Source organism: Mucilaginibacter ginkgonis (assembly GCF_009754905.2).
Lineage (GTDB): Bacteria > Bacteroidota > Bacteroidia > Sphingobacteriales > Sphingobacteriaceae > Mucilaginibacter > Mucilaginibacter ginkgonis.
The window spans coordinates 2,331,308-2,347,927 of sequence record NZ_CP066775.1 but is presented as its reverse complement, the minus strand read 5'-3'; the positions used below and the strand labels follow the sequence as shown (position 1 = coordinate 2,347,927).

Genomic DNA, 16,620 nt, shown 5'->3' with positions numbered 1-16,620 from the left:
CACTGTAGCTTTGATAAAAAACCGGAACATGATACGTAGAATTTTAATTATAACAGGTTTTATATTTATGACAGCAGGCATCGCATCGGCACAAACCAAAGATCAGATCACACGCATTGCCAAAATAGAAGTAGACCCTGCGCAACTGACATCATATACCGCCGCTTTAAGAGAGCAAATGAATGCTGCGATTAAACTGGAGCCCGGCGTACTAACCTATTATGCGGTAGCCGATAAACTGCACCCTGAGAAGATCACCATACTGGAGATCTACGCGAGCCAGGCAGCTTACGAATCGCACATCCAAACGGCGCATTTTAAAAAGTACAAAGCCACCGTTGAGCACATGGTAAAGTCTTTAGAATTAACTAATGTCGATGTTGTAGGTATCGCTAAAAAGCCCGGATTGTAAGCCTCATCCCAACCCTTCTCCGAAGGAGAAGGGCTCTATCAATTTTAAATTCTTTCTAGTGAAGATGCTCAAACCAAGTCATCTATGCCAGGTCAATTTCTTTGGCCAGGTAAACATCCTGTACCGCGTGAAGTAATTCTACCCCTTCGTTAAAAGGGCGCTGGAAAGCCCTGCGACCTACTATTAAACCTGAACCACCCGCGCGTTTGTTGATCACCGCATGTTTTACTGTTTCTGCCAGGTCCGAAGCGCCGTTAGATTCTCCGCCCGAATTGATGAGACCCGCGCGACCCATAAAGCAATTGGCCACCTGGTAGCGGCACATATCTATAGGATTATCAGAAGTTAGTTTACTGTACATCAATGGGTCGGTTTTGCCGAAGTCTATTTTGGTAAAGCCGCCGTTCACGTCGGGCAGTTTTTGTTTGATTATATCTGCCTGAATGGTAACACCCAAATGATTAGCCTGACCTGTAATGTCCGCTGCGGTCTCATAATTTACACCGTCTTTCTTAAAAGCGTTATTGCGGGTGTAGCACCATAAAACGGTAGCCATGCCTAATTCGTGCGCGCGTTCAAACGCCTGCGATACCTCTATGATCTGCCCGTCAGATTGTTCAGACCCAAAGTAGATCGTCGCACCAACAGCGGTCGCCCCTAAATTCCACGCATCTTCTACCGAACCGAACATGATCTGGTCATATTTAGTGGGGTAGGTCAGCAATTCGTTGTGGTTAAGCTTTACAATGAAAGGAATTTTGTGCGCGTATTTTCTTGCCACAGCAGCAAGTACGCCAAAAGTGGTCGCCACGGCGTTAGATCCTGCCTCAAGTGCCAGTTTAATGATGTTCTCCGGATCGAAGTACATAGGGTTTTTGGAAAATGAAGCGCCTGCGGTATGCTCTATACCCTGGTCGACCGGAAGAATTGACATGTAGCCCGTACCCGCCAACCTGCCGTGGTTGCGTATGGCTGTTAAGCTTTTAAGCACCTGCGGGTTACGGTTGCTGTCCAGAAAAACTTTGTCGATAAAATCGGGCGATGGGTTGTGCAGCAGGTCTTTAGAAAAAGTTTCGCATTTATGAGCGAGCAGTGATTCTGCATCTTTACCTAACAGGTCTTGTATTTTTTGAATAGGCATAACAGTCGGTTAAAAAAGTTTAACATGTAGTCGCGGTTATTGTTGATGCACTATTGTCATAATACTTTGTAAATTTTGAGCAACTGTATTGTACAAAAGTCTTTATATCAATAAATTTAGCTAACCAATTTATTGACCCATGAAACCTCTGATCGTATTAGCATCGGTTTTTGGACTAACCCTGCTTTTAACATATACTTTTAACGCCCGCGAAGACCTTTACCTGGCGGGGCGTTTGGCGCTGGCGGTAATGCTGTTATTCACATCGCTGGCGCACTTTGTTTTTATGAAAGGCATGGTGCTGATGGTGCCGCCATTTATACCGATGGCCATTAAAAAGACCATGGTGACCGTTACCGGTGTAATAGAAATTATTGCCGCTGCCGGCATTATGATCTATGAAACAAGAGTAATAGCGGGCTACGCGTTGGTGATTTTCTTAGCCGCGTTGCTACCGGCGAATGTTTATGCAACACAGCGCCGGGTAAACATGGAAGCCGGCGACTTTACAGGCCCCGGCATTTATTATTTATGGTTCAGGATACCGATGCAGTTGTTTCTAATTGCATGGACGGCTTATTTCGCCATTATACACCCGTATCCGCATTGATGATCACCCTCTCAAAAGGTGAGGCGCTAGTGAACTGCTGTGCTGAATGCGTCGTCGGCTTGCTGTGCCAGTTTAGGGCTGCCCAGGTATACCCACCTTATCCCGGCGATATATTTTAGCATTGCTTCATTGATCTGCTCAACGGTAACTTTGTCCAGCATGGCGGGCAAATTCTCGGCATACTCCCAGCCGCCATTTATTTCTGCCGATCCCAGATTGGCAGTGATTGCGCTGGATCCCTGGTCTTTGATGTAATTTGAGGTAATAAAAGTGCTTTTTAAATACTTTAAGCCATCATCTGATATGCCTAAAGATTTCACACGGCTTATAATGCGCACCATACCTTCCACAGCTTCTTTAGGGCTGTTGGTACTTACATGCATAAAGCCATAAGGCATAAGGTAACTTATCGCAGATGCACCGGGATCGTAGGATAGGTTGAGCTGTGTGCGCAATTCGCTGAACAGTGAACCGCCCAAACCGGAAATACCCATTCTATAGGCTAAAAATTCGGGCGTGTTGATCGGCGGGGCATTAAAAACCCCGGTAATGTAATTGGTTGCCAGCTCGCGGCCTTCAACGTCCAGATGGTTTTCTGCCCATTGCGGCGAGGTGCGCACCGGTGGTATGTAAGGTATATCCGGCAACGCAGCGAAAAACGCCTTAACTTTTTCTTCTACCTGTGCGCGGGTAATATTGCCGGCAATTACCAGGAACATGCGGTTCTTGCTCAATATATGCGCATAATAGTCTCTCAGATCAGTTGCTGTTATAGGCGTAAGGCTGATGATATCCCCATCCGGGTCGGTAGCGTATGGGGTGCCCTTGTAAGCATATTTCATCACCATGTCGTCTATGTGCTTATCGGGGTCGCCTTGCTGCGAGCTTGCCATGGTGATGAGCTTGCTTTTCAATAAACTAACCTCGCTTTCTGTAAATATGGGAGAGTTAACTGCAGAGGCAAACAGGTCCCAGCCCTGGTCGAAATATTGCTTAACGCAGTCCATCCCTATGTTGCCATAATCGTAAGTAGACGAGCCGCCTATATCGATGCCGAACTTATCCGCGATATCCCTGAAGGCATCAGCACTGTATTTTTTCGTTCCGCATTGCGTGGCAGCCTTCAGCGCGAAACTTTCTATGCCCGCTTTATCGCCGGGGTAATTGTAAACCCCGCCCCGGAAGTACATCCGCACACTGATCACGTCTTTCACCGTAGGTTTAAAGATCACCTTTAACCCATTCACTGTAAACGAAGAAGCAGTGCGGGTATTTAGGGTTTGCGCCTTAACCTGAACAACAACCGGTAGCAGCAAAAGACAAATGATATATAGTTTTTTCATGATGATGGCTTAGTTAGCTGCGGTAAAGAATTTGGCGGGTGTAAGCTGCCGGTTCATTTGCGGGCTCACCAGCAGGCCTGCGCAATAGGGCTTACCTTTTATGTATTTGCGTACGTAATTCTGCAGATCTGCTCTGGTCATCTTTTTGAGGTTATCATTGTAACTGGCGAAGTAATCCAATGACGCCGATGCCCACCAGAAAGATAACACCTGCGTAAAATCGCTGGTCACTTCCGCTTCGCGGGTTTGCTGTATGCCCAGCTTACGTTTGGCTGTTTCTAATTGCTCATCGGTTACATAATCGGGGCTATCCCACATGGCTATCTGCCTTTTAATTTCTGCCAGGCATTCGGGTATCTTGGCAGGGTTAGGTATCACCAATAACGTGATAGGCCCGGTATGGCTTAAAGTGAGATAACCAAAATCAACCTGCTGTGCCAGGCCGCTGCGGATGAGTGCTTTGCTTAACTTAGATGAATTCTGGTCGAGGATGTAAGAGAATACGTCAGCGGCGTAAGTAGCAGGCAGATCGTGGCGTGTATCAGGGCCAAACCATTCCATCTGGATAATGGGCACATTCGCTATGGGCGACTGTACCACAAAATAATCGGTCTTGGTTAGAGGCTTAAACTCGGGCACTGGCCATTTCTTAAACGGATCGAACGCGGATGCCTGCCAGCTGCCGAACAACTGATCCACTTCCGCAAACACCGCCGCGTGGGCAACGTCGCCGGCAATGGTAAGTAGTGCGTTGTTAGGGTAATAGTATTTGTTCTTAATGGAGTCCATCAACGCGGGCGTTGCGTTACGGATGATATCGTGGTTGCCTGTAGGATTTTTACGGCTGTACAGATCGCCCCACATGTGATGGTCCATGGCATCTATCAAGGCATAAGCCGGCGCCGATTCATGCTGCTGAAATTCATCGTCTACCACAATGTTCTCGCGCTTCATTTCCTCGGCGTTAAACAGCGGATACCGGATAGATGAGTTCATCAGCTCCAGGCCGGGTTTAAGATTGGCGCTTGGCAGCGTAAAAAAGTAGTTTACATTTTCATAAGTTGTAGAGCCGTTGAACTCCATCCCCAACTCACTTACCCTGTTCATAAAGTCTGTTTGCGTTGGATAGTCCTTATTGGCTTTAAAGAACATATGCTCATACAAGTGGCTTAAGCCGTTAAAGGCAGGCGGCTCCGTATATGCCCCGTTCTTAACAGTGATCATTACCGTAGCCAGCGGAACGCTGTTATCTTCTACAACAATAACATCGAGGCCGTTGGGCAATTTGTGCTGAAATATGTTCGACGGAAGTTTGGATTGGGCAAAGCCTATAGCAGAAACAAAACAAAATAATACAGGCAGGAGCAGTTTGATCTTCATACAACGCAATAAACGTTTAAAGTAAGTATTTCTGTTTCAAATAGTAATTAATATTGTTACAGTAAACGCTTAGCCTAAAAGTATTGCTACTTTAGTCGCTGTTATAAACCACCGCTAAATTCTAATGACCGTATTGTTGTTTACCCTGATAGTGCTTGTCGGCGCTTTTGCGGCAGGTCTGCTGGGCTCGCTCACAGGTTTGGGCGGCGGGGTGGTGATCATTCCGCTGCTGAGCATCGGTTTAGGCGTCAACATCCATTATGCCATTGGTGCTTCGCTCGTCTCTGTTATAGCCACGTCAACGGGTTCGGCCGCGGCGTATGTAAAGGAGGGAATAACCAATATCCGGATCGGCATGTTCCTTGAGATCGCTACAACACTGGGCGCGCTGATAGGGGCAACGCTATCTCTTTTCATTCACGCGCCTATCATCGCGGTAATATTTGGGGTGATACTCATTTTTTCGGCAGTAATGTCTGTTAAAAAAAAGCAGGAAATCATCGTTACAGAGCAGGCGCCGCTTGCGGTGAAATTAAAATTAAATGGCAGCTACCCTACCGCAATAGGCCGTGTAGAATATGGCGTGCGCAAGGTGGGCGGCGGTTTTATCATGATGCTGTTCGCGGGCATTATATCAGGTTTGCTGGGCATAGGCTCGGGGGCGCTAAAAGTTATCGCCATGGATAATATCATGCGCGTTCCGTTCAAAGTGTCAACCACCACCAGTAATTTTATGATAGGGGTAACGGCAGCGGCCAGCGCGGTGGTTTATTTACAGCGCGGCTATATAGACCCGGGGATTACCATGCCGGTAGTTATAGGAGTTTTATTAGGCGCTATAACCGGGTCGAAGATACTGGTCAAAACAGGTTCATCGGGTTGGCTGCGCTGGGTGTTCGCGGTGATCGTTACTTTCCTGGCGGCGCAGATGATCTACAATGGTTTAAACGGCAAGATCTGATATGGCAGCAAAGCACAGTTTTAAGGATACAGATATGCAGCGGATCATAGGCCTTGTGCTGCGCGCAGGCGTTATCCTATCTATATCTGTGGTTTTTATTGGTGGCTTGGTTTACTTGCACCGTCACGGCTCAGAAGCTGTTGATTACCACAAATTTATAGGCGTGCCGGAGTTTGTGCACTCTCTTTCCGGCATCATACACGGTATATTTAACGGCAGAGGCCGGGCGGTAATACAAATGGGAATCATCCTGCTTATTATCACACCAATAGTTCGTATTATATTTTCTGCAATAGGCTTTGTGCTGGAGAAAGACTGGCTGTATGTAGGCATAACCCTCGCCGTGCTAATTATCATCATAGCCGGCTCGCTTACGGGTAACGTAGGTTAAAGCCCTGCCGAGTTCATGCGGCGCTGTTCCTCGGCGTTACTAGCTGTATGCCTGCGCGCACCCTTAACAGTTGATTTGCCAAAGCGATAGGTGTAAGTAACCCGTACAACTTGTGTCTCCTTTTTGTTGTATACAGACATGTTAAGATTGGCGAAATTAATGTTATAACGGTCGCGGTCTGTATTAAAAACGTCTGTCGCGTTTACTGTAAGGGTAGACCTTGGGTTGATCTGTTTCGCGATACCCGCGTTCAGATAATAGTTAGGCCTGAATGATGAAACACCGTAAAACGTTGCCGATTCGTACTGCGCGTAAACGGATGCTGATAAACCATCAGCCAAACGGAAACTTTGATTCAGTTTAAGGATCAGGTCGCCCGTCCCTTTGTTCAAATATCCTTTATAATCCTTATAACGTTGATAGGCCACATCGCCGTTGAAATCAAAATTGTAAAACTTGCTCACCTTAACCGGCAACTCCACACTAACCCCGGTTGACAAAAACGTTTGCAGATTGGTTTTAGTAGTGGTGAGCACCTTAGTGACATCATTCTGGCTGTAATAAGCAAAGTTGAACATGTTTTTGGTGTCTATGGCATAGACACTCAGCTTTAGCACGGATGGGCGTAAGTATGACACCTGGAAGGTATTGATGATGGCAGGCTGCAGGTAGGGATTTCCCGCGCGCAGGTTGTAGTTATCCTGGTAAGCTACTATCGGGTTCACAATGCTATAATCCAGATAATCTATGCGGCGGTTGTAATCAAAAATGTACTGCGATTTATTGGGTTTGTAGATCAGCTGCAACGAAGGGAACAGGTTGTTATAGTTGCGGATAAAGCGCTCATTACGCGATACCAGGTTAGCATCAGACCGCAAATTTTCTGCACGCAGCCCGGCGGTATAACAAAATTTATCTGCCACATGGACAAAGTTGACATAGGCAGCAGCGATCCGCTCGTTGTAATTAAAATCGCTGCTTAAGCTGGCATAAGGTACAGATACGCCGTTAACAACCGTGTTAAACCATTGCATATTAGTGCTGTGTACAAAACTGCCTTTTATACCCGCGTCTAAATGGTTTGTCTTAGACAGGTTATTGCCATAATCTATTTTGAAAGACTGGTTGTCAAATTTGGTGGGTGCCAGGTTATTCAACGTGTCTAACCTTGGCGTGATAGCGTTCGCCGGGCGGGTTATACTGCTTGATGTTACCAGTTGTTCCTGCGAACGGCGCGAATAAAATGCAGCGTCGACATCAGCGCTTAGCGTTTGATGGCTTCCTAATTTCCCCTGGTAGTTGATGTTATAGTTGGTAAGTGACACCTTTCTTTTAAGGTTCGAGGTGGTAATAAAAGATGAGTCCGCGCTGGTTTTTCGCAACGCGGTAGCGGTACTTTTAGAAAAATCTGTTGTTGCTGTGTTGCCAGATATTAAAAAGCCCAGCGAATGTTTCTGGCTGATGGTAACATCTGTGCCAAAGCGGTAATTAAAAGTAGGCGTGCTTTGGGTATTGTCATAAACTGTGTTAAATGCCGAATGCTCGGCGTCATTTATAGTACGGTCTGTACGGATGGTTAAAAAGGTTTTATTATAATCTATGCCGGCAGACCCAAATACGTTTACGCCTTTAGACCGGTAATTACCGTTTGCGTTAAGCCCGGCTTTGCCGTAACTGCCATAACCTGCAGTGCCCGTTACCGCGCCATTAAAGCCTTCATTAGCACCCTTTTTCATGATGATGTTGATCACCCCGCCGGCGCCGCCCGCGTCAAACCTGGCCGATGGATTTTGTATCAGCTCTACCTGACTAATGTCGGGGCTTTGCAGGCTCTGCAAATAAGCAGAAAGGTCGGCACCCTGCAGCCTCACCTGCCTGCCGTTAACATATACAGATGGGCGCTGGCCCGCCTTCATGGCTATTTCGCCCAGGCTGTTCACCTTTACGCCAGGTGCGGTAGCCAGCACGCTTAGCGCGTTTATGCCTGTTGCCAGGATATTACGGTCAACATTCAACACGGTTTTATCGGCGCGCGTATCAATATAATCCCGTTTATCACGTATCACCACTTCGCTCAGCGCGATCCTGTCTTCAGAAAGTTTGACGTCAGCAATGGTAAGTCGCTGGCCGGGTGTTACTACGTATGGCCCTGTAACCTGTTTTTTGTAGCCTATGCCGCTTACCACGATGGCGTACCTGCCGCTTTTAATTGTTTCGAACGAGAAGGAGCCGTTAGCATCTGTATTGCCGGCTTTTATTTGTGCAGAATCGGGCAGGTGTAACAACCTTACGGTTACAGAGATGGCGGGCTGATTATCAGGGCCGGTGATCTTTCCGTTAATGGCAGAACTATTGCTTTGTGAATACGAACTCAGGGCAATACACAAGAAGATAATACAAGCAATAAGTTTAGTCATTCAATAGTTCGGGGTCACTTACCGTAACGGCATCAAAATCGTTTATCAATTTTCTTTTACGTTAAAAACAATTTTAAGTTACGTAGCAGAAAAATATTTTGAGGTGGAATATAAATAATAGTTTTTAATCGTACAGAACGCAATAGTAAAATAACCAAACTATGATTAATTTCGGCGTTCCTAATACGCGATAATGAAAAAATTGTGCTTTGTTTTTATGATAACCGCGTTAACCGCGCAGGCCCAAACCGGCCAGGCTGCCTATATGCAAGTGGTTACAAAATTTAAACAATTTTATAACGCTAACCAGCCCGACAGCATTTTTGCGATGTTCTCTCCAACGGTAAGAACAGCGCTGCCTGCCGATAAAAATAATCAGATGGTTGGCCAGCTGCACAGCCAGTTGGGAGACCTGAAGGACATTACCTACGCCCGTAACGACAATGGCATAGCGATCTACAAAGCATCGTTCGACAAGTCTGTGCTGGCCATGAAACTTAACGTTGATGACAAGAACCAGATAGCAGGTTTGTTTTTTGATAACTATACCGATGGTGCCACCGTGCAGCAAACGGAAGCCTTGCCGGGCGAAACACCTTACATTTCTAAGGGCTTATTTAACGCGGAGATATCGGGCACACTATTGATCCCGCCCGGTACCGGCGGAAAGGTTCCGGTTGTACTGATCATTGCAGGATCTGGCCCTACAGACCGCGACGGTAACAGCCCTAAACTGGGTATCAATACCAATACCTACCGTATGCTGGCTGCGGCATTAAGTAAAGCAGGCATTGCCAGTTTACGCTATGATAAAAAGCTTGTTGGCAAAAGTGTTTCGGGCACAAAAGAGTCACAATTAAAAATTGAGGATTATGTAGAAGATGCATCGCGTATAATTGGCGAATTACATGACGATAAGCGCTTTTCAAAAGTCATTGTATTCGGCCATAGTGAAGGATCACTGGTGGGGATGCTTGCATCTGCCGACGGGCCTGTGGCAGGTTTTATTTCTGCCGAGGGAGCGGGCAGGCCGGCATCTGTTTTATTAAAGGAACAGATGAAATCGCAGCCTGACTATATAGCCACACGTGTGAATACTGTCTTAGACAGCCTTGCTAAGGGAAAGGTGCAAAACAATGTAGATGTATCATTATACGCGTTGGTACGCCCAAGTATTCAGCCTTATATCATGTCGTGGATGCGTTACGGCCCAGCGCTGGTTATGCGCAGGTTAAAAATGCCTGTTTTGATATTGCAGGGCACAACAGACTTACAAGTTAGCACGGTTGATGCCGAGAAGCTGAAGAAAGGTAAATCTGACGCCGAACTTGACATTATTCCCAACATGAATCACATTTTAAAGGATGCCCCGGCAGACCGTGATAAGAATCTGGCTACTTATGCCGACCCGAACCTGCCGCTAAAGCCGGAGTTGGTGACCGATGTGCTGAATTTCATCGGAAAATTGAAGTAATTGCTTTACCGTCAGTATTTTACAGATTAAGATTAACGGTAAACATTGTGCTGACAGTGTTATGGCATTGTAACACCCTGAAACAGTATGTGACATTTTTTGTCAAAAAACGGGCAAACATGTGACACTGACACGATCATGCAGTGTTGATACACAGGGTATTATATCGCTGACAGGTTTAAGTCAGATACTAATAAGTCAGTATTGTTAGAAAAACTGTCACATGTTACACTCATCCGTCAGCTGAAGGATTAGGAAATTGCTATTTCCATGCATTTAATAACCTGCGGATAATGATGATCTCGCTGGTATGATAACTCGTGTGATCTGCCATTTGCAGCGCTTCGCGTAAAATTGTTTGTCCATCGCCATGCGGAATCTTTTTATAGATATCTTGCTTTTTGATCAGTTCTATAAAATCTTCCAGGTCATGCTCTATCTGCTTTATAGAATTTTTCCAGATGCGTTCATCAGCAGGGCCGGTCTCTTTCACCCAATAATCATCGGGCCACTTAGGCGATTTATGATTGGCGTCGCGGCAAAACTCAAGCATATCCCATTGCGCAATGCGGATGTGCTCTAACAACTGCCAGATGCTGTAGGGTAAGTTGTATGGTTTTGCACTGCGCAAGTTTTCGGGCAGGTCGGCCAGCGCGTCTTTAAGTGTTGCATGTGCTCCGCCGCCTTTTAACAGCTTTATTAATTCTTCAATGGTGGTTTCCTTAGTATCCATAAGGGACATAATTGGTTGTATGCTTAACAAGCAGCAAGCAGATATGTTACTGTAATATTCGCGTTATGCAGGCAGTTTCTGTTTGTGTATTGTAATGTTTAAGTTAGCAGGCATATTTAAAACCCCTCGTCAAATGCTAACCAGATCTGTTTTATTTGCGGCACTAGCTTTCACTGTTTTTACCGGCTGCAAAAAGGATAATGGCGCCGCCCCGCAATCCATAAAAGACAGCACAACCTTTGCCCGGTATGAAAATCATTTCCTGGAAGAACTTTGGAAGGTAAACCCCGACTGGGCAACGCAGGTAGGCTACCATAAATATGATAGCGTACTGATTGTGCCAAGTGCAGACGCACGCGACAAATACGTAAGCTTTGCCAAAAAACAAATAGACTCGCTTAGCCGCTACGAGATAGGTTCACTCACCGACGCGATGAAGATAGACCATCATCTCATAGAAAACCAGATGCAGGAAATACAGTGGGCAAACCAGCAAGAAAAATCGTGGGAGTGGAACCCGTCTGAATATAACGTGATTGGCACTTTTGCCTTCATCCTGAATGAAAAATACGCACCCTTAGAAAAGCGCCTGCGCAGTTTTTATCAAAAGATGCTTAACATCCCGGCCTACTATAAAGAAGCCGAAAAGCAGATCAAAAATCCGGTGGTTGAATTGACAAACCTGGCAATAGACCAGCACACGGGCGGCGTATCTGTATTTGAAAATGACTTCGCCGACTCGCTAAAAAAAACAGACATCCCAAAAGAAGAAAAGCAAAAGATGCTGGAGCGTGCTAAGCTATCTGCCGAAGCCATAAAGGGTTTTGCTGCGTGGCTTAAAGGCTTAAAGAACGATCATCCGCGCAGTTTCCGTTTGGGCAAAGACCTGTACCAGGATAAATTTAAATATGATATCCAATCGGCCAGTACGCCTCAACAGGTCTATAACAGCGCGGTTGAGCGCAAGAAATACCTGCACCGCGAAATGGCTAAAATAAGCAAGCAGCTATGGCCAAAATATTTTGGTAAAGAAGCCATGCCTGCAGATACGTTGGAATTGATAGGCAAAATGATAGATACGCTGTCGGCAAAGCATGTGCGGCCCGACGAGTTCCAATCGGCAATCGCGGCGCAGATCCCTCGCCTGACCAACTTTGTAAAAGATAAAAACCTGCTTTACATAGACCCAACCAAACCGTTGGTTGTGCGAAAGGAACCAGCTTACATGGCAGGGGTGGCAGGTGCATCGGTAAGTTCGCCCGGCCCGTATGATAAAGGTGGCAATACCTATTACAATGTGGGCAGCCTGGCAGGGTGGCCTGCCGCAAAATCTGAAAGTTACCTGCGCGAATACAATCAATACATATTGCAGATACTCTGCATCCACGAAGCTATACCAGGCCACTACACGCAACTGGTTTATGCTAATATATCGCCAAGTATGATCAAATCCATACTAAGCAATGGCGCCATGATAGAAGGCTGGGCAGTTTATACTGAACAAATGATGCTCGAAAATGGCTTCGGTAATAACGAGCCCGAAATGATGCTGATGTGGTATAAATGGAACCTGCGTTCGGTATACAATGCCATATTGGATTATAGCGTACATACCGGCACCATGACCAAAGAACAGGTAATAAAAATGCTGACCAAAGAGGCATTCCAGCAGCAAGCCGAAGCGGAAGGCAAGTGGAAACGTGTAAGCGTTTCCAGCGTGCAGCTAACCAGTTACTATACGGGCTTCAAGGAAATAACAGACCTGCGCGAAGCCTACAAAAAGAAAATGGGCGACAAGTACAAGCTTAAAGACTTCAACGAAAAATTCTTAAGCTTTGGCAGCGCCCCGGTAAAATACATTGCAGAGTTGATGCTGAAAAAGGGAGGGAAATAGGCTTTTGTCATTTTGAGCAACGCGAATCCCGATAGCTATCGGGATTATTCAGCAGTGCATTAATGCATAAGATTCTTCACTATGTTTAGAATGACAAGTTTTATATGACTGTTAGGTGTATTCAACTACCCTATCCAGTACTTCTCCAATAAACCTTTCCATAGTCTCAGCCGGGGTTCGGCTAAAAACATTGGTGGCACGGTTGGCCAGAATTACATTAAATGATATAGCCCGGTGGCCAAGCACGGCAGCCATACCATAGATACCGGCGGTCTCCATTTCCAGGTTGGTTATACGCTGTCCTTTATATTCAAATTGATTGATCACTTCAAAAAATTGCGGTACTGCTGATGCTACCCTCACAGACCTGCCTTGCGGCGCGTAAAAACCCGGCGCAGTAATAGTGATGCCCTGTTTAAAACCATTGCCCAAAATACTGATCAGTTCCCGGCTGCCTGCCGCGAAATATGGTAAAACAGAACCACTGCCATTTAATGACTTACTAAAGGCTGCGAGCAATTCCTCATCGGCTGCCGAAGTTTCCCGCTTGTAATAATGCATCAGGCTATCTAAGCCTATCGCTGCAGATGATACCAGCAAACTGTCTATCGGAATATCTGCCTGTACCGCCCCCGATGTGCCAATGCGAATCAGATTCAGTTGGTTAAGTTCCCCTTTTACCATACGCGTATCCAGGTCAATATTTACCAGCGCGTCTAACTCATTCAGCACGATATCTATGTTATCTGTACCAATGCCCGTAGACACAACAGAAAGCCGTTTGCCACGCATCACACCCGTATGCGTTATAAATTCGCGTTTGCCCTTTTTTAGGTCGATAGTGTCGAAATGCCTGCTCACTTGCGGCACTCGTTCTGGGTCGCCGACCAGGATAATGGTATCTGCAATATCGCCGGGCAGCAGGTTTAAATGGTATACGCTGCCGTCGGCATTCAAAATCAAGTCGGTATCAGAGATAAATCGCATGCGGTAAATATAGTCCAAATGCAACGCTTCACATGTATCGGCGTCATGTATAGTAATCACTATCTTGCTCAAAATTCATCAGTATGAGTTACGGACCCAACCCGGCTACCAAATACCCTTTAGACGGTCATCGCGAAATGGCTTTTCTGAAAAATATCATCACCCGTCCAAACATTATTGTGGGTGATTATACCTATTACGACGACCTGATCGACCCGCACAATTTCGAAAGGAACGTGCTTTACCATTTTGATTTCCTGGGCGATAAACTCATCATCGGTAACTTTTGTGCCATTGCATCGGGTGTACAATTCATCATGAATGGCGCCAATCACGAGATCAAACCTATCTCGACTTATCCATTCGGCATCTTTGGAAATGGCTGGGAAAAGATCAACGAGGGCGTGGACCTTACTACAAAGTACCCCTTCAAAGGGGATACGGTAATTGGCAACGATGTGTGGATAGGCTACGGGGCTACCATTATGCCCGGCGTAAAGATCGGCAATGGAGCCATAATCGCTTCAAAATCTGTAGTGACCAAAGACGTACCCGATTACGCCATTGCGGGCGGCAACCCGGCGAAATTGATCCGTATGCGTTATGATGAGCCAATAATTGCACGCCTTAATAAAATTGCCTGGTGGAACTGGAGTGCAGAGAAGATTACCCGCCACGTCAAACTTATCAATTCGACCGATATAAATGCTTTAGAGCAAGTTAGTTTTCTATAATCTGTTTTACCATTATCTCTATAATCCCCAAAACACACACCGCTCCTATCATTTTGATATAGAAGTGTCCGTCTTTAAGCCTAAAGCAGGCATTAAGAAATAATATTAAACAAAAAACAAATCCTATAAAGCCAACAAGCGTTTCATGTGCACCAACTGACTTTTCATATCCAGGTGGTATTTTACGGATTTCTCTTAAGACCAAGCTTGTCCATGTCGCAGCATACACTGAAAAGAAGCCCAAAACGTAGGGATGCTTTGAATAAGATTGTAATAAAGCTTTATTATACGTCACTAATTCTTCATACTTAAAACAATGATAGGTAACCCAAATTTGGCAAAAACTTTGCTGAATAATTCAATAACTCAATAACCAAACCATGGCAAAGTATTCACAGAAAGCCGGCGAAAAAGTTGGCGAAGTAATGGACGAAATGAAAGAAGGCAAGCTAAAAAGCGGTAGCGGCAAAAAGGTAACCGATCGTAAACAAGCTATCGCAATCGGACTATCAGAAGCGCGCAAAGAAGGCGCTAAAGTGCCGAAGAAAAAAGATTAATATCACTCTTGTTGCGGCTTCTCGTAATCGTTCATTACCCAATAGCCTAATTGACCGTCCCTCTCAAGGCGGATCAATTTTTCTATGTCCTCGTCTTTTTTGCGGGTAGGCTCTGCACGGTATTTAGCTATTAGTGCCCTCACCGCGGCGTTGTTAGCCTCTTCCTTAAGATATCCGGGGTGCTCAATAGCGTATTTTGAATAGCCGCCTACAAAGGCAGCCATAAGCAGGTTGTTTTTATCTGTAAGGTTTATCAATTCGGGCATTATGGTCATTACAATGCCGGGTACGCCCTGTATCCACTTAAACAAAAAGGCGTTGGCGAGGCGTCTTTTAACAGGTTCTTCTGTCCAGGGGGTATTTTGCAGCCAGTCTACCGTTTCTAACACTTGGGGTTCGTAACGTTTGTAATCGGCCGGCGAACTGAATTTATAATTTACCGGCACGGTGTAGGTTTGCGCGGCAGCACGCAATCCAAAAAGCAACAATACAAACAGCGCAGGTAAAAAAGCTCTTTTCATAACCTCTGGCTAATTTAGCAAAATAACTTTGGTTAAGTAAGTATGTTGTGTGTCAATTAAATACTTGACCGGCTCTACTTTCCTGTAAACGGGTCCATTATCTTCATCAATACCACGGCTTCTTCAATTGAGCAAGGATTTGGCCCCTCACTGCCGAAATAATTAACTATTTTTTCAATCATGGGCTGCTGAATGTGCTGCGGATGGGTAAAGGTTTTGGTTTCATTTATATCATCTGTTTCCAGCGCAACCGTGAATCCGAAAAACGGGAAACTTACTTTTCCCTTGGTGCCAATGATCTCGCAACTATCTGTTATCTGGTTTTTGGCTACATTAAAACTCCACGAGCCGTTAACTACCACGTTATTCTCAAAAATGATACTTCCGCAGGTATGGTCATCGGCAGGATATTGGTTGGCTTGATTGAGCGAATACCCCTGATACTTTACAGGCTTGCCGAAGTAATATAACATCAGGTCGAGCTGGTGCGGGGCAAGGTCATGAAAGTACCCCCCTCCCGATATTTCGGGTTGTACGCGCCAGTTGTTTTCCGTTTGTTGTATCTGCTCGGCCTGGGCGGTCTTCCACATGCGTATCTGCACCGTGCGGATCTCGCCTATCGCTTGCTCATCTATCAGTTGCTTTATATAAAGGAACATTGGCAGCGCGCGCCGGTAGTGAGCTACGGTAAGTTTACCACCGCTTGCAGCTACGGCATCTGCAATTTGCTGGGCTTCGGCAGCGTTGCGTGTAACTGGTTTCTCAACGTATACATTAAGTCCGCGCTCCAAGCCGGCTAAAGTATATTCTACATGCGACGATGGAGGGGTGGCAATATAAACCGAATTGATGCCCGCCTCCGCCATCATTTTATAGGCATTATCGTACCATTGTTCTACACCGTGACGCCGCGCGTAATCAGCAGCCTTTTCACCATCTCGGCGCATCACAGCTTTAAGCTGACTGTTAGGCACCTTATTAAAGGCCGGGCCGCTCTTCAGTTCTGTTACGTTGCCGCAACCTATTAATCCCCAATTGATCTGATCCATAAAATCTAAAAGCTAT

Annotated in this window: 16 protein-coding genes; 8 read left to right on the top strand and 8 right to left on the bottom strand. The window is 45.8% G+C overall.

Annotation, left to right across the window (positions count from 1 at the left end; genetic code table 11):
* Positions 1 to 67: 67 nt before the first annotated feature.
* On the top strand, positions 68 to 412 hold the full coding sequence (locus GO620_RS10950) for a putative quinol monooxygenase (RefSeq protein WP_157525795.1): 345 nt from the start codon (positions 68 to 70) through the stop codon (positions 410 to 412).
* Positions 413 to 494: 82 nt separating this feature from the next.
* On the opposite strand, the gene GO620_RS10945 is transcribed toward GO620_RS10950, so the two are convergent.
* A complete protein-coding gene (locus GO620_RS10945; RefSeq protein WP_157525401.1) occupies positions 495 to 1,553 on the bottom strand; it encodes a class I fructose-bisphosphate aldolase in 1,059 nt (352 codons plus the stop codon).
* A gap of 139 nt (positions 1,554 to 1,692) precedes the next feature.
* Here GO620_RS10945 and GO620_RS10940 point away from each other — a divergent pair, with 139 nt between their 5' ends.
* Entirely contained in the window at positions 1,693 to 2,163 is a 471-nt protein-coding gene (locus tag GO620_RS10940; RefSeq protein WP_157525400.1) for a DoxX family protein, read from the top strand.
* A 26-nt stretch (positions 2,164 to 2,189) separates the two neighbouring features.
* Here GO620_RS10940 and GO620_RS10935 read toward each other — a convergent pair whose 3' ends face one another.
* Together GO620_RS10935 and GO620_RS10930 are read right to left on the bottom strand one after the other, a co-directional pair.
* Positions 2,190 to 3,506, bottom strand: coding sequence for a M16 family metallopeptidase (locus tag GO620_RS10935; protein WP_157525399.1), 1,317 nt, complete (start codon positions 3,504 to 3,506; stop codon positions 2,190 to 2,192).
* A 9-nt stretch (positions 3,507 to 3,515) separates the two neighbouring features.
* The gene (locus tag GO620_RS10930) at positions 3,516 to 4,886 is read right to left on the bottom strand and encodes a M16 family metallopeptidase (RefSeq protein ID WP_157525398.1); all 1,371 of its coding nucleotides are present in this window, start codon (positions 4,884 to 4,886) and stop codon (positions 3,516 to 3,518) included.
* A 124-nt stretch (positions 4,887 to 5,010) separates the two neighbouring features.
* On the opposite strand from GO620_RS10930, the gene GO620_RS10925 reads away from it, so the two are divergent.
* Both GO620_RS10925 and GO620_RS10920 read left to right on the top strand, forming a co-directional pair.
* A complete protein-coding gene (locus tag GO620_RS10925) occupies positions 5,011 to 5,847 on the top strand; it encodes a sulfite exporter TauE/SafE family protein (RefSeq protein WP_157525397.1) in 837 nt (278 codons plus the stop codon).
* A 1-nt stretch (position 5,848) separates the two neighbouring features.
* Positions 5,849 to 6,238, top strand: coding sequence for a DUF1634 domain-containing protein (locus GO620_RS10920; RefSeq protein ID WP_157525396.1), 390 nt, complete (start codon positions 5,849 to 5,851; stop codon positions 6,236 to 6,238).
* Here the strand turns inward: GO620_RS10920 and GO620_RS10915 are convergent.
* Entirely contained in the window at positions 6,235 to 8,655 is a 2,421-nt protein-coding gene (locus GO620_RS10915) for an outer membrane beta-barrel family protein (RefSeq protein WP_157525395.1), read from the bottom strand. The two genes, GO620_RS10920 and GO620_RS10915, sit on opposite strands and share 4 nt — an antisense overlap.
* Positions 8,656 to 8,848: 193 nt before the next feature.
* Here GO620_RS10915 and GO620_RS10910 point away from each other — a divergent pair, with 193 nt between their 5' ends.
* Positions 8,849 to 10,129, top strand: a complete 1,281-nt coding sequence (locus tag GO620_RS10910; protein ID WP_157525394.1) for a serine aminopeptidase domain-containing protein — start codon at positions 8,849 to 8,851, stop codon at positions 10,127 to 10,129.
* A gap of 262 nt (positions 10,130 to 10,391) precedes the next feature.
* Here the strand turns inward: GO620_RS10910 and GO620_RS10905 are convergent, their stop codons facing one another.
* The gene (locus GO620_RS10905; RefSeq protein ID WP_157525393.1) at positions 10,392 to 10,862 is read right to left on the bottom strand and encodes a DinB family protein; all 471 of its coding nucleotides are present in this window, start codon (positions 10,860 to 10,862) and stop codon (positions 10,392 to 10,394) included.
* A gap of 133 nt (positions 10,863 to 10,995) precedes the next feature.
* On the opposite strand from GO620_RS10905, the gene GO620_RS10900 reads away from it, so the two are divergent.
* Positions 10,996 to 12,756 (top strand): DUF885 domain-containing protein, encoded by a 1,761-nt coding sequence (locus tag GO620_RS10900; RefSeq protein ID WP_157525392.1) that lies wholly within the window; start codon positions 10,996 to 10,998, stop codon positions 12,754 to 12,756.
* A 111-nt stretch (positions 12,757 to 12,867) separates the two neighbouring features.
* Here GO620_RS10900 and GO620_RS10895 read toward each other — a convergent pair whose 3' ends face one another.
* The gene (locus tag GO620_RS10895; protein ID WP_317198303.1) at positions 12,868 to 13,815 is read right to left on the bottom strand and encodes a nucleoside phosphorylase; all 948 of its coding nucleotides are present in this window, start codon (positions 13,813 to 13,815) and stop codon (positions 12,868 to 12,870) included.
* Positions 13,816 to 13,826: 11 nt separating this feature from the next.
* Here GO620_RS10895 and GO620_RS10890 point away from each other — a divergent pair, with 11 nt between their 5' ends.
* Entirely contained in the window at positions 13,827 to 14,477 is a 651-nt protein-coding gene (locus tag GO620_RS10890) for a CatB-related O-acetyltransferase (protein ID WP_157525391.1), read from the top strand.
* A gap of 380 nt (positions 14,478 to 14,857) precedes the next feature.
* Positions 14,858 to 15,034, top strand: coding sequence for a DUF6496 domain-containing protein (locus tag GO620_RS10885; protein WP_198173567.1), 177 nt, complete (start codon positions 14,858 to 14,860; stop codon positions 15,032 to 15,034).
* A gap of 2 nt (positions 15,035 to 15,036) precedes the next feature.
* On the opposite strand, the gene GO620_RS10880 is transcribed toward GO620_RS10885, so the two are convergent.
* Both GO620_RS10880 and GO620_RS10875 read right to left on the bottom strand, forming a co-directional pair.
* Positions 15,037 to 15,555: a hypothetical protein gene (locus GO620_RS10880; RefSeq protein WP_157525390.1), complete on the bottom strand. Its 519-nt coding sequence runs from the start codon at positions 15,553 to 15,555 to the stop codon at positions 15,037 to 15,039.
* 74 nt (positions 15,556 to 15,629) lie between these two features.
* On the bottom strand, positions 15,630 to 16,604 hold the full coding sequence (locus GO620_RS10875) for a Gfo/Idh/MocA family protein (protein WP_157525389.1): 975 nt from the start codon (positions 16,602 to 16,604) through the stop codon (positions 15,630 to 15,632).
* Positions 16,605 to 16,620: the final 16 nt, after the last annotated feature.

What these genes read in the sequence shown, in the direction of transcription:
- GO620_RS10950 (WP_157525795.1), top strand. Translation starts at nt 68, where the DNA reads ATGACAGCAGGCATCGCATCGGCACAAACCAAAGATCAGATCACACGC.
- GO620_RS10945 (WP_157525401.1), bottom strand. Translation starts at nt 1,553, where the DNA reads ATGCCTATTCAAAAAATACAAGACCTGTTAGGTAAAGATGCAGAATCA.
- GO620_RS10940 (WP_157525400.1), top strand. Translation starts at nt 1,693, where the DNA reads ATGAAACCTCTGATCGTATTAGCATCGGTTTTTGGACTAACCCTGCTT.
- GO620_RS10935 (WP_157525399.1), bottom strand. Translation starts at nt 3,506, where the DNA reads ATGAAAAAACTATATATCATTTGTCTTTTGCTGCTACCGGTTGTTGTT.
- GO620_RS10930 (WP_157525398.1), bottom strand. Translation starts at nt 4,886, where the DNA reads ATGAAGATCAAACTGCTCCTGCCTGTATTATTTTGTTTTGTTTCTGCT.
- GO620_RS10925 (WP_157525397.1), top strand. Translation starts at nt 5,011, where the DNA reads ATGACCGTATTGTTGTTTACCCTGATAGTGCTTGTCGGCGCTTTTGCG.
- GO620_RS10920 (WP_157525396.1), top strand. Translation starts at nt 5,849, where the DNA reads ATGGCAGCAAAGCACAGTTTTAAGGATACAGATATGCAGCGGATCATA.
- GO620_RS10915 (WP_157525395.1), bottom strand. Translation starts at nt 8,655, where the DNA reads ATGACTAAACTTATTGCTTGTATTATCTTCTTGTGTATTGCCCTGAGT.
- GO620_RS10910 (WP_157525394.1), top strand. Translation starts at nt 8,849, where the DNA reads ATGAAAAAATTGTGCTTTGTTTTTATGATAACCGCGTTAACCGCGCAG.
- GO620_RS10905 (WP_157525393.1), bottom strand. Translation starts at nt 10,862, where the DNA reads ATGGATACTAAGGAAACCACCATTGAAGAATTAATAAAGCTGTTAAAA.
- GO620_RS10900 (WP_157525392.1), top strand. Translation starts at nt 10,996, where the DNA reads ATGCTAACCAGATCTGTTTTATTTGCGGCACTAGCTTTCACTGTTTTT.
- GO620_RS10890 (WP_157525391.1), top strand. Translation starts at nt 13,827, where the DNA reads ATGAGTTACGGACCCAACCCGGCTACCAAATACCCTTTAGACGGTCAT.
- GO620_RS10885 (WP_198173567.1), top strand. Translation starts at nt 14,858, where the DNA reads ATGGCAAAGTATTCACAGAAAGCCGGCGAAAAAGTTGGCGAAGTAATG.
- GO620_RS10880 (WP_157525390.1), bottom strand. Translation starts at nt 15,555, where the DNA reads ATGAAAAGAGCTTTTTTACCTGCGCTGTTTGTATTGTTGCTTTTTGGA.
- GO620_RS10875 (WP_157525389.1), bottom strand. Translation starts at nt 16,604, where the DNA reads ATGGATCAGATCAATTGGGGATTAATAGGTTGCGGCAACGTAACAGAA.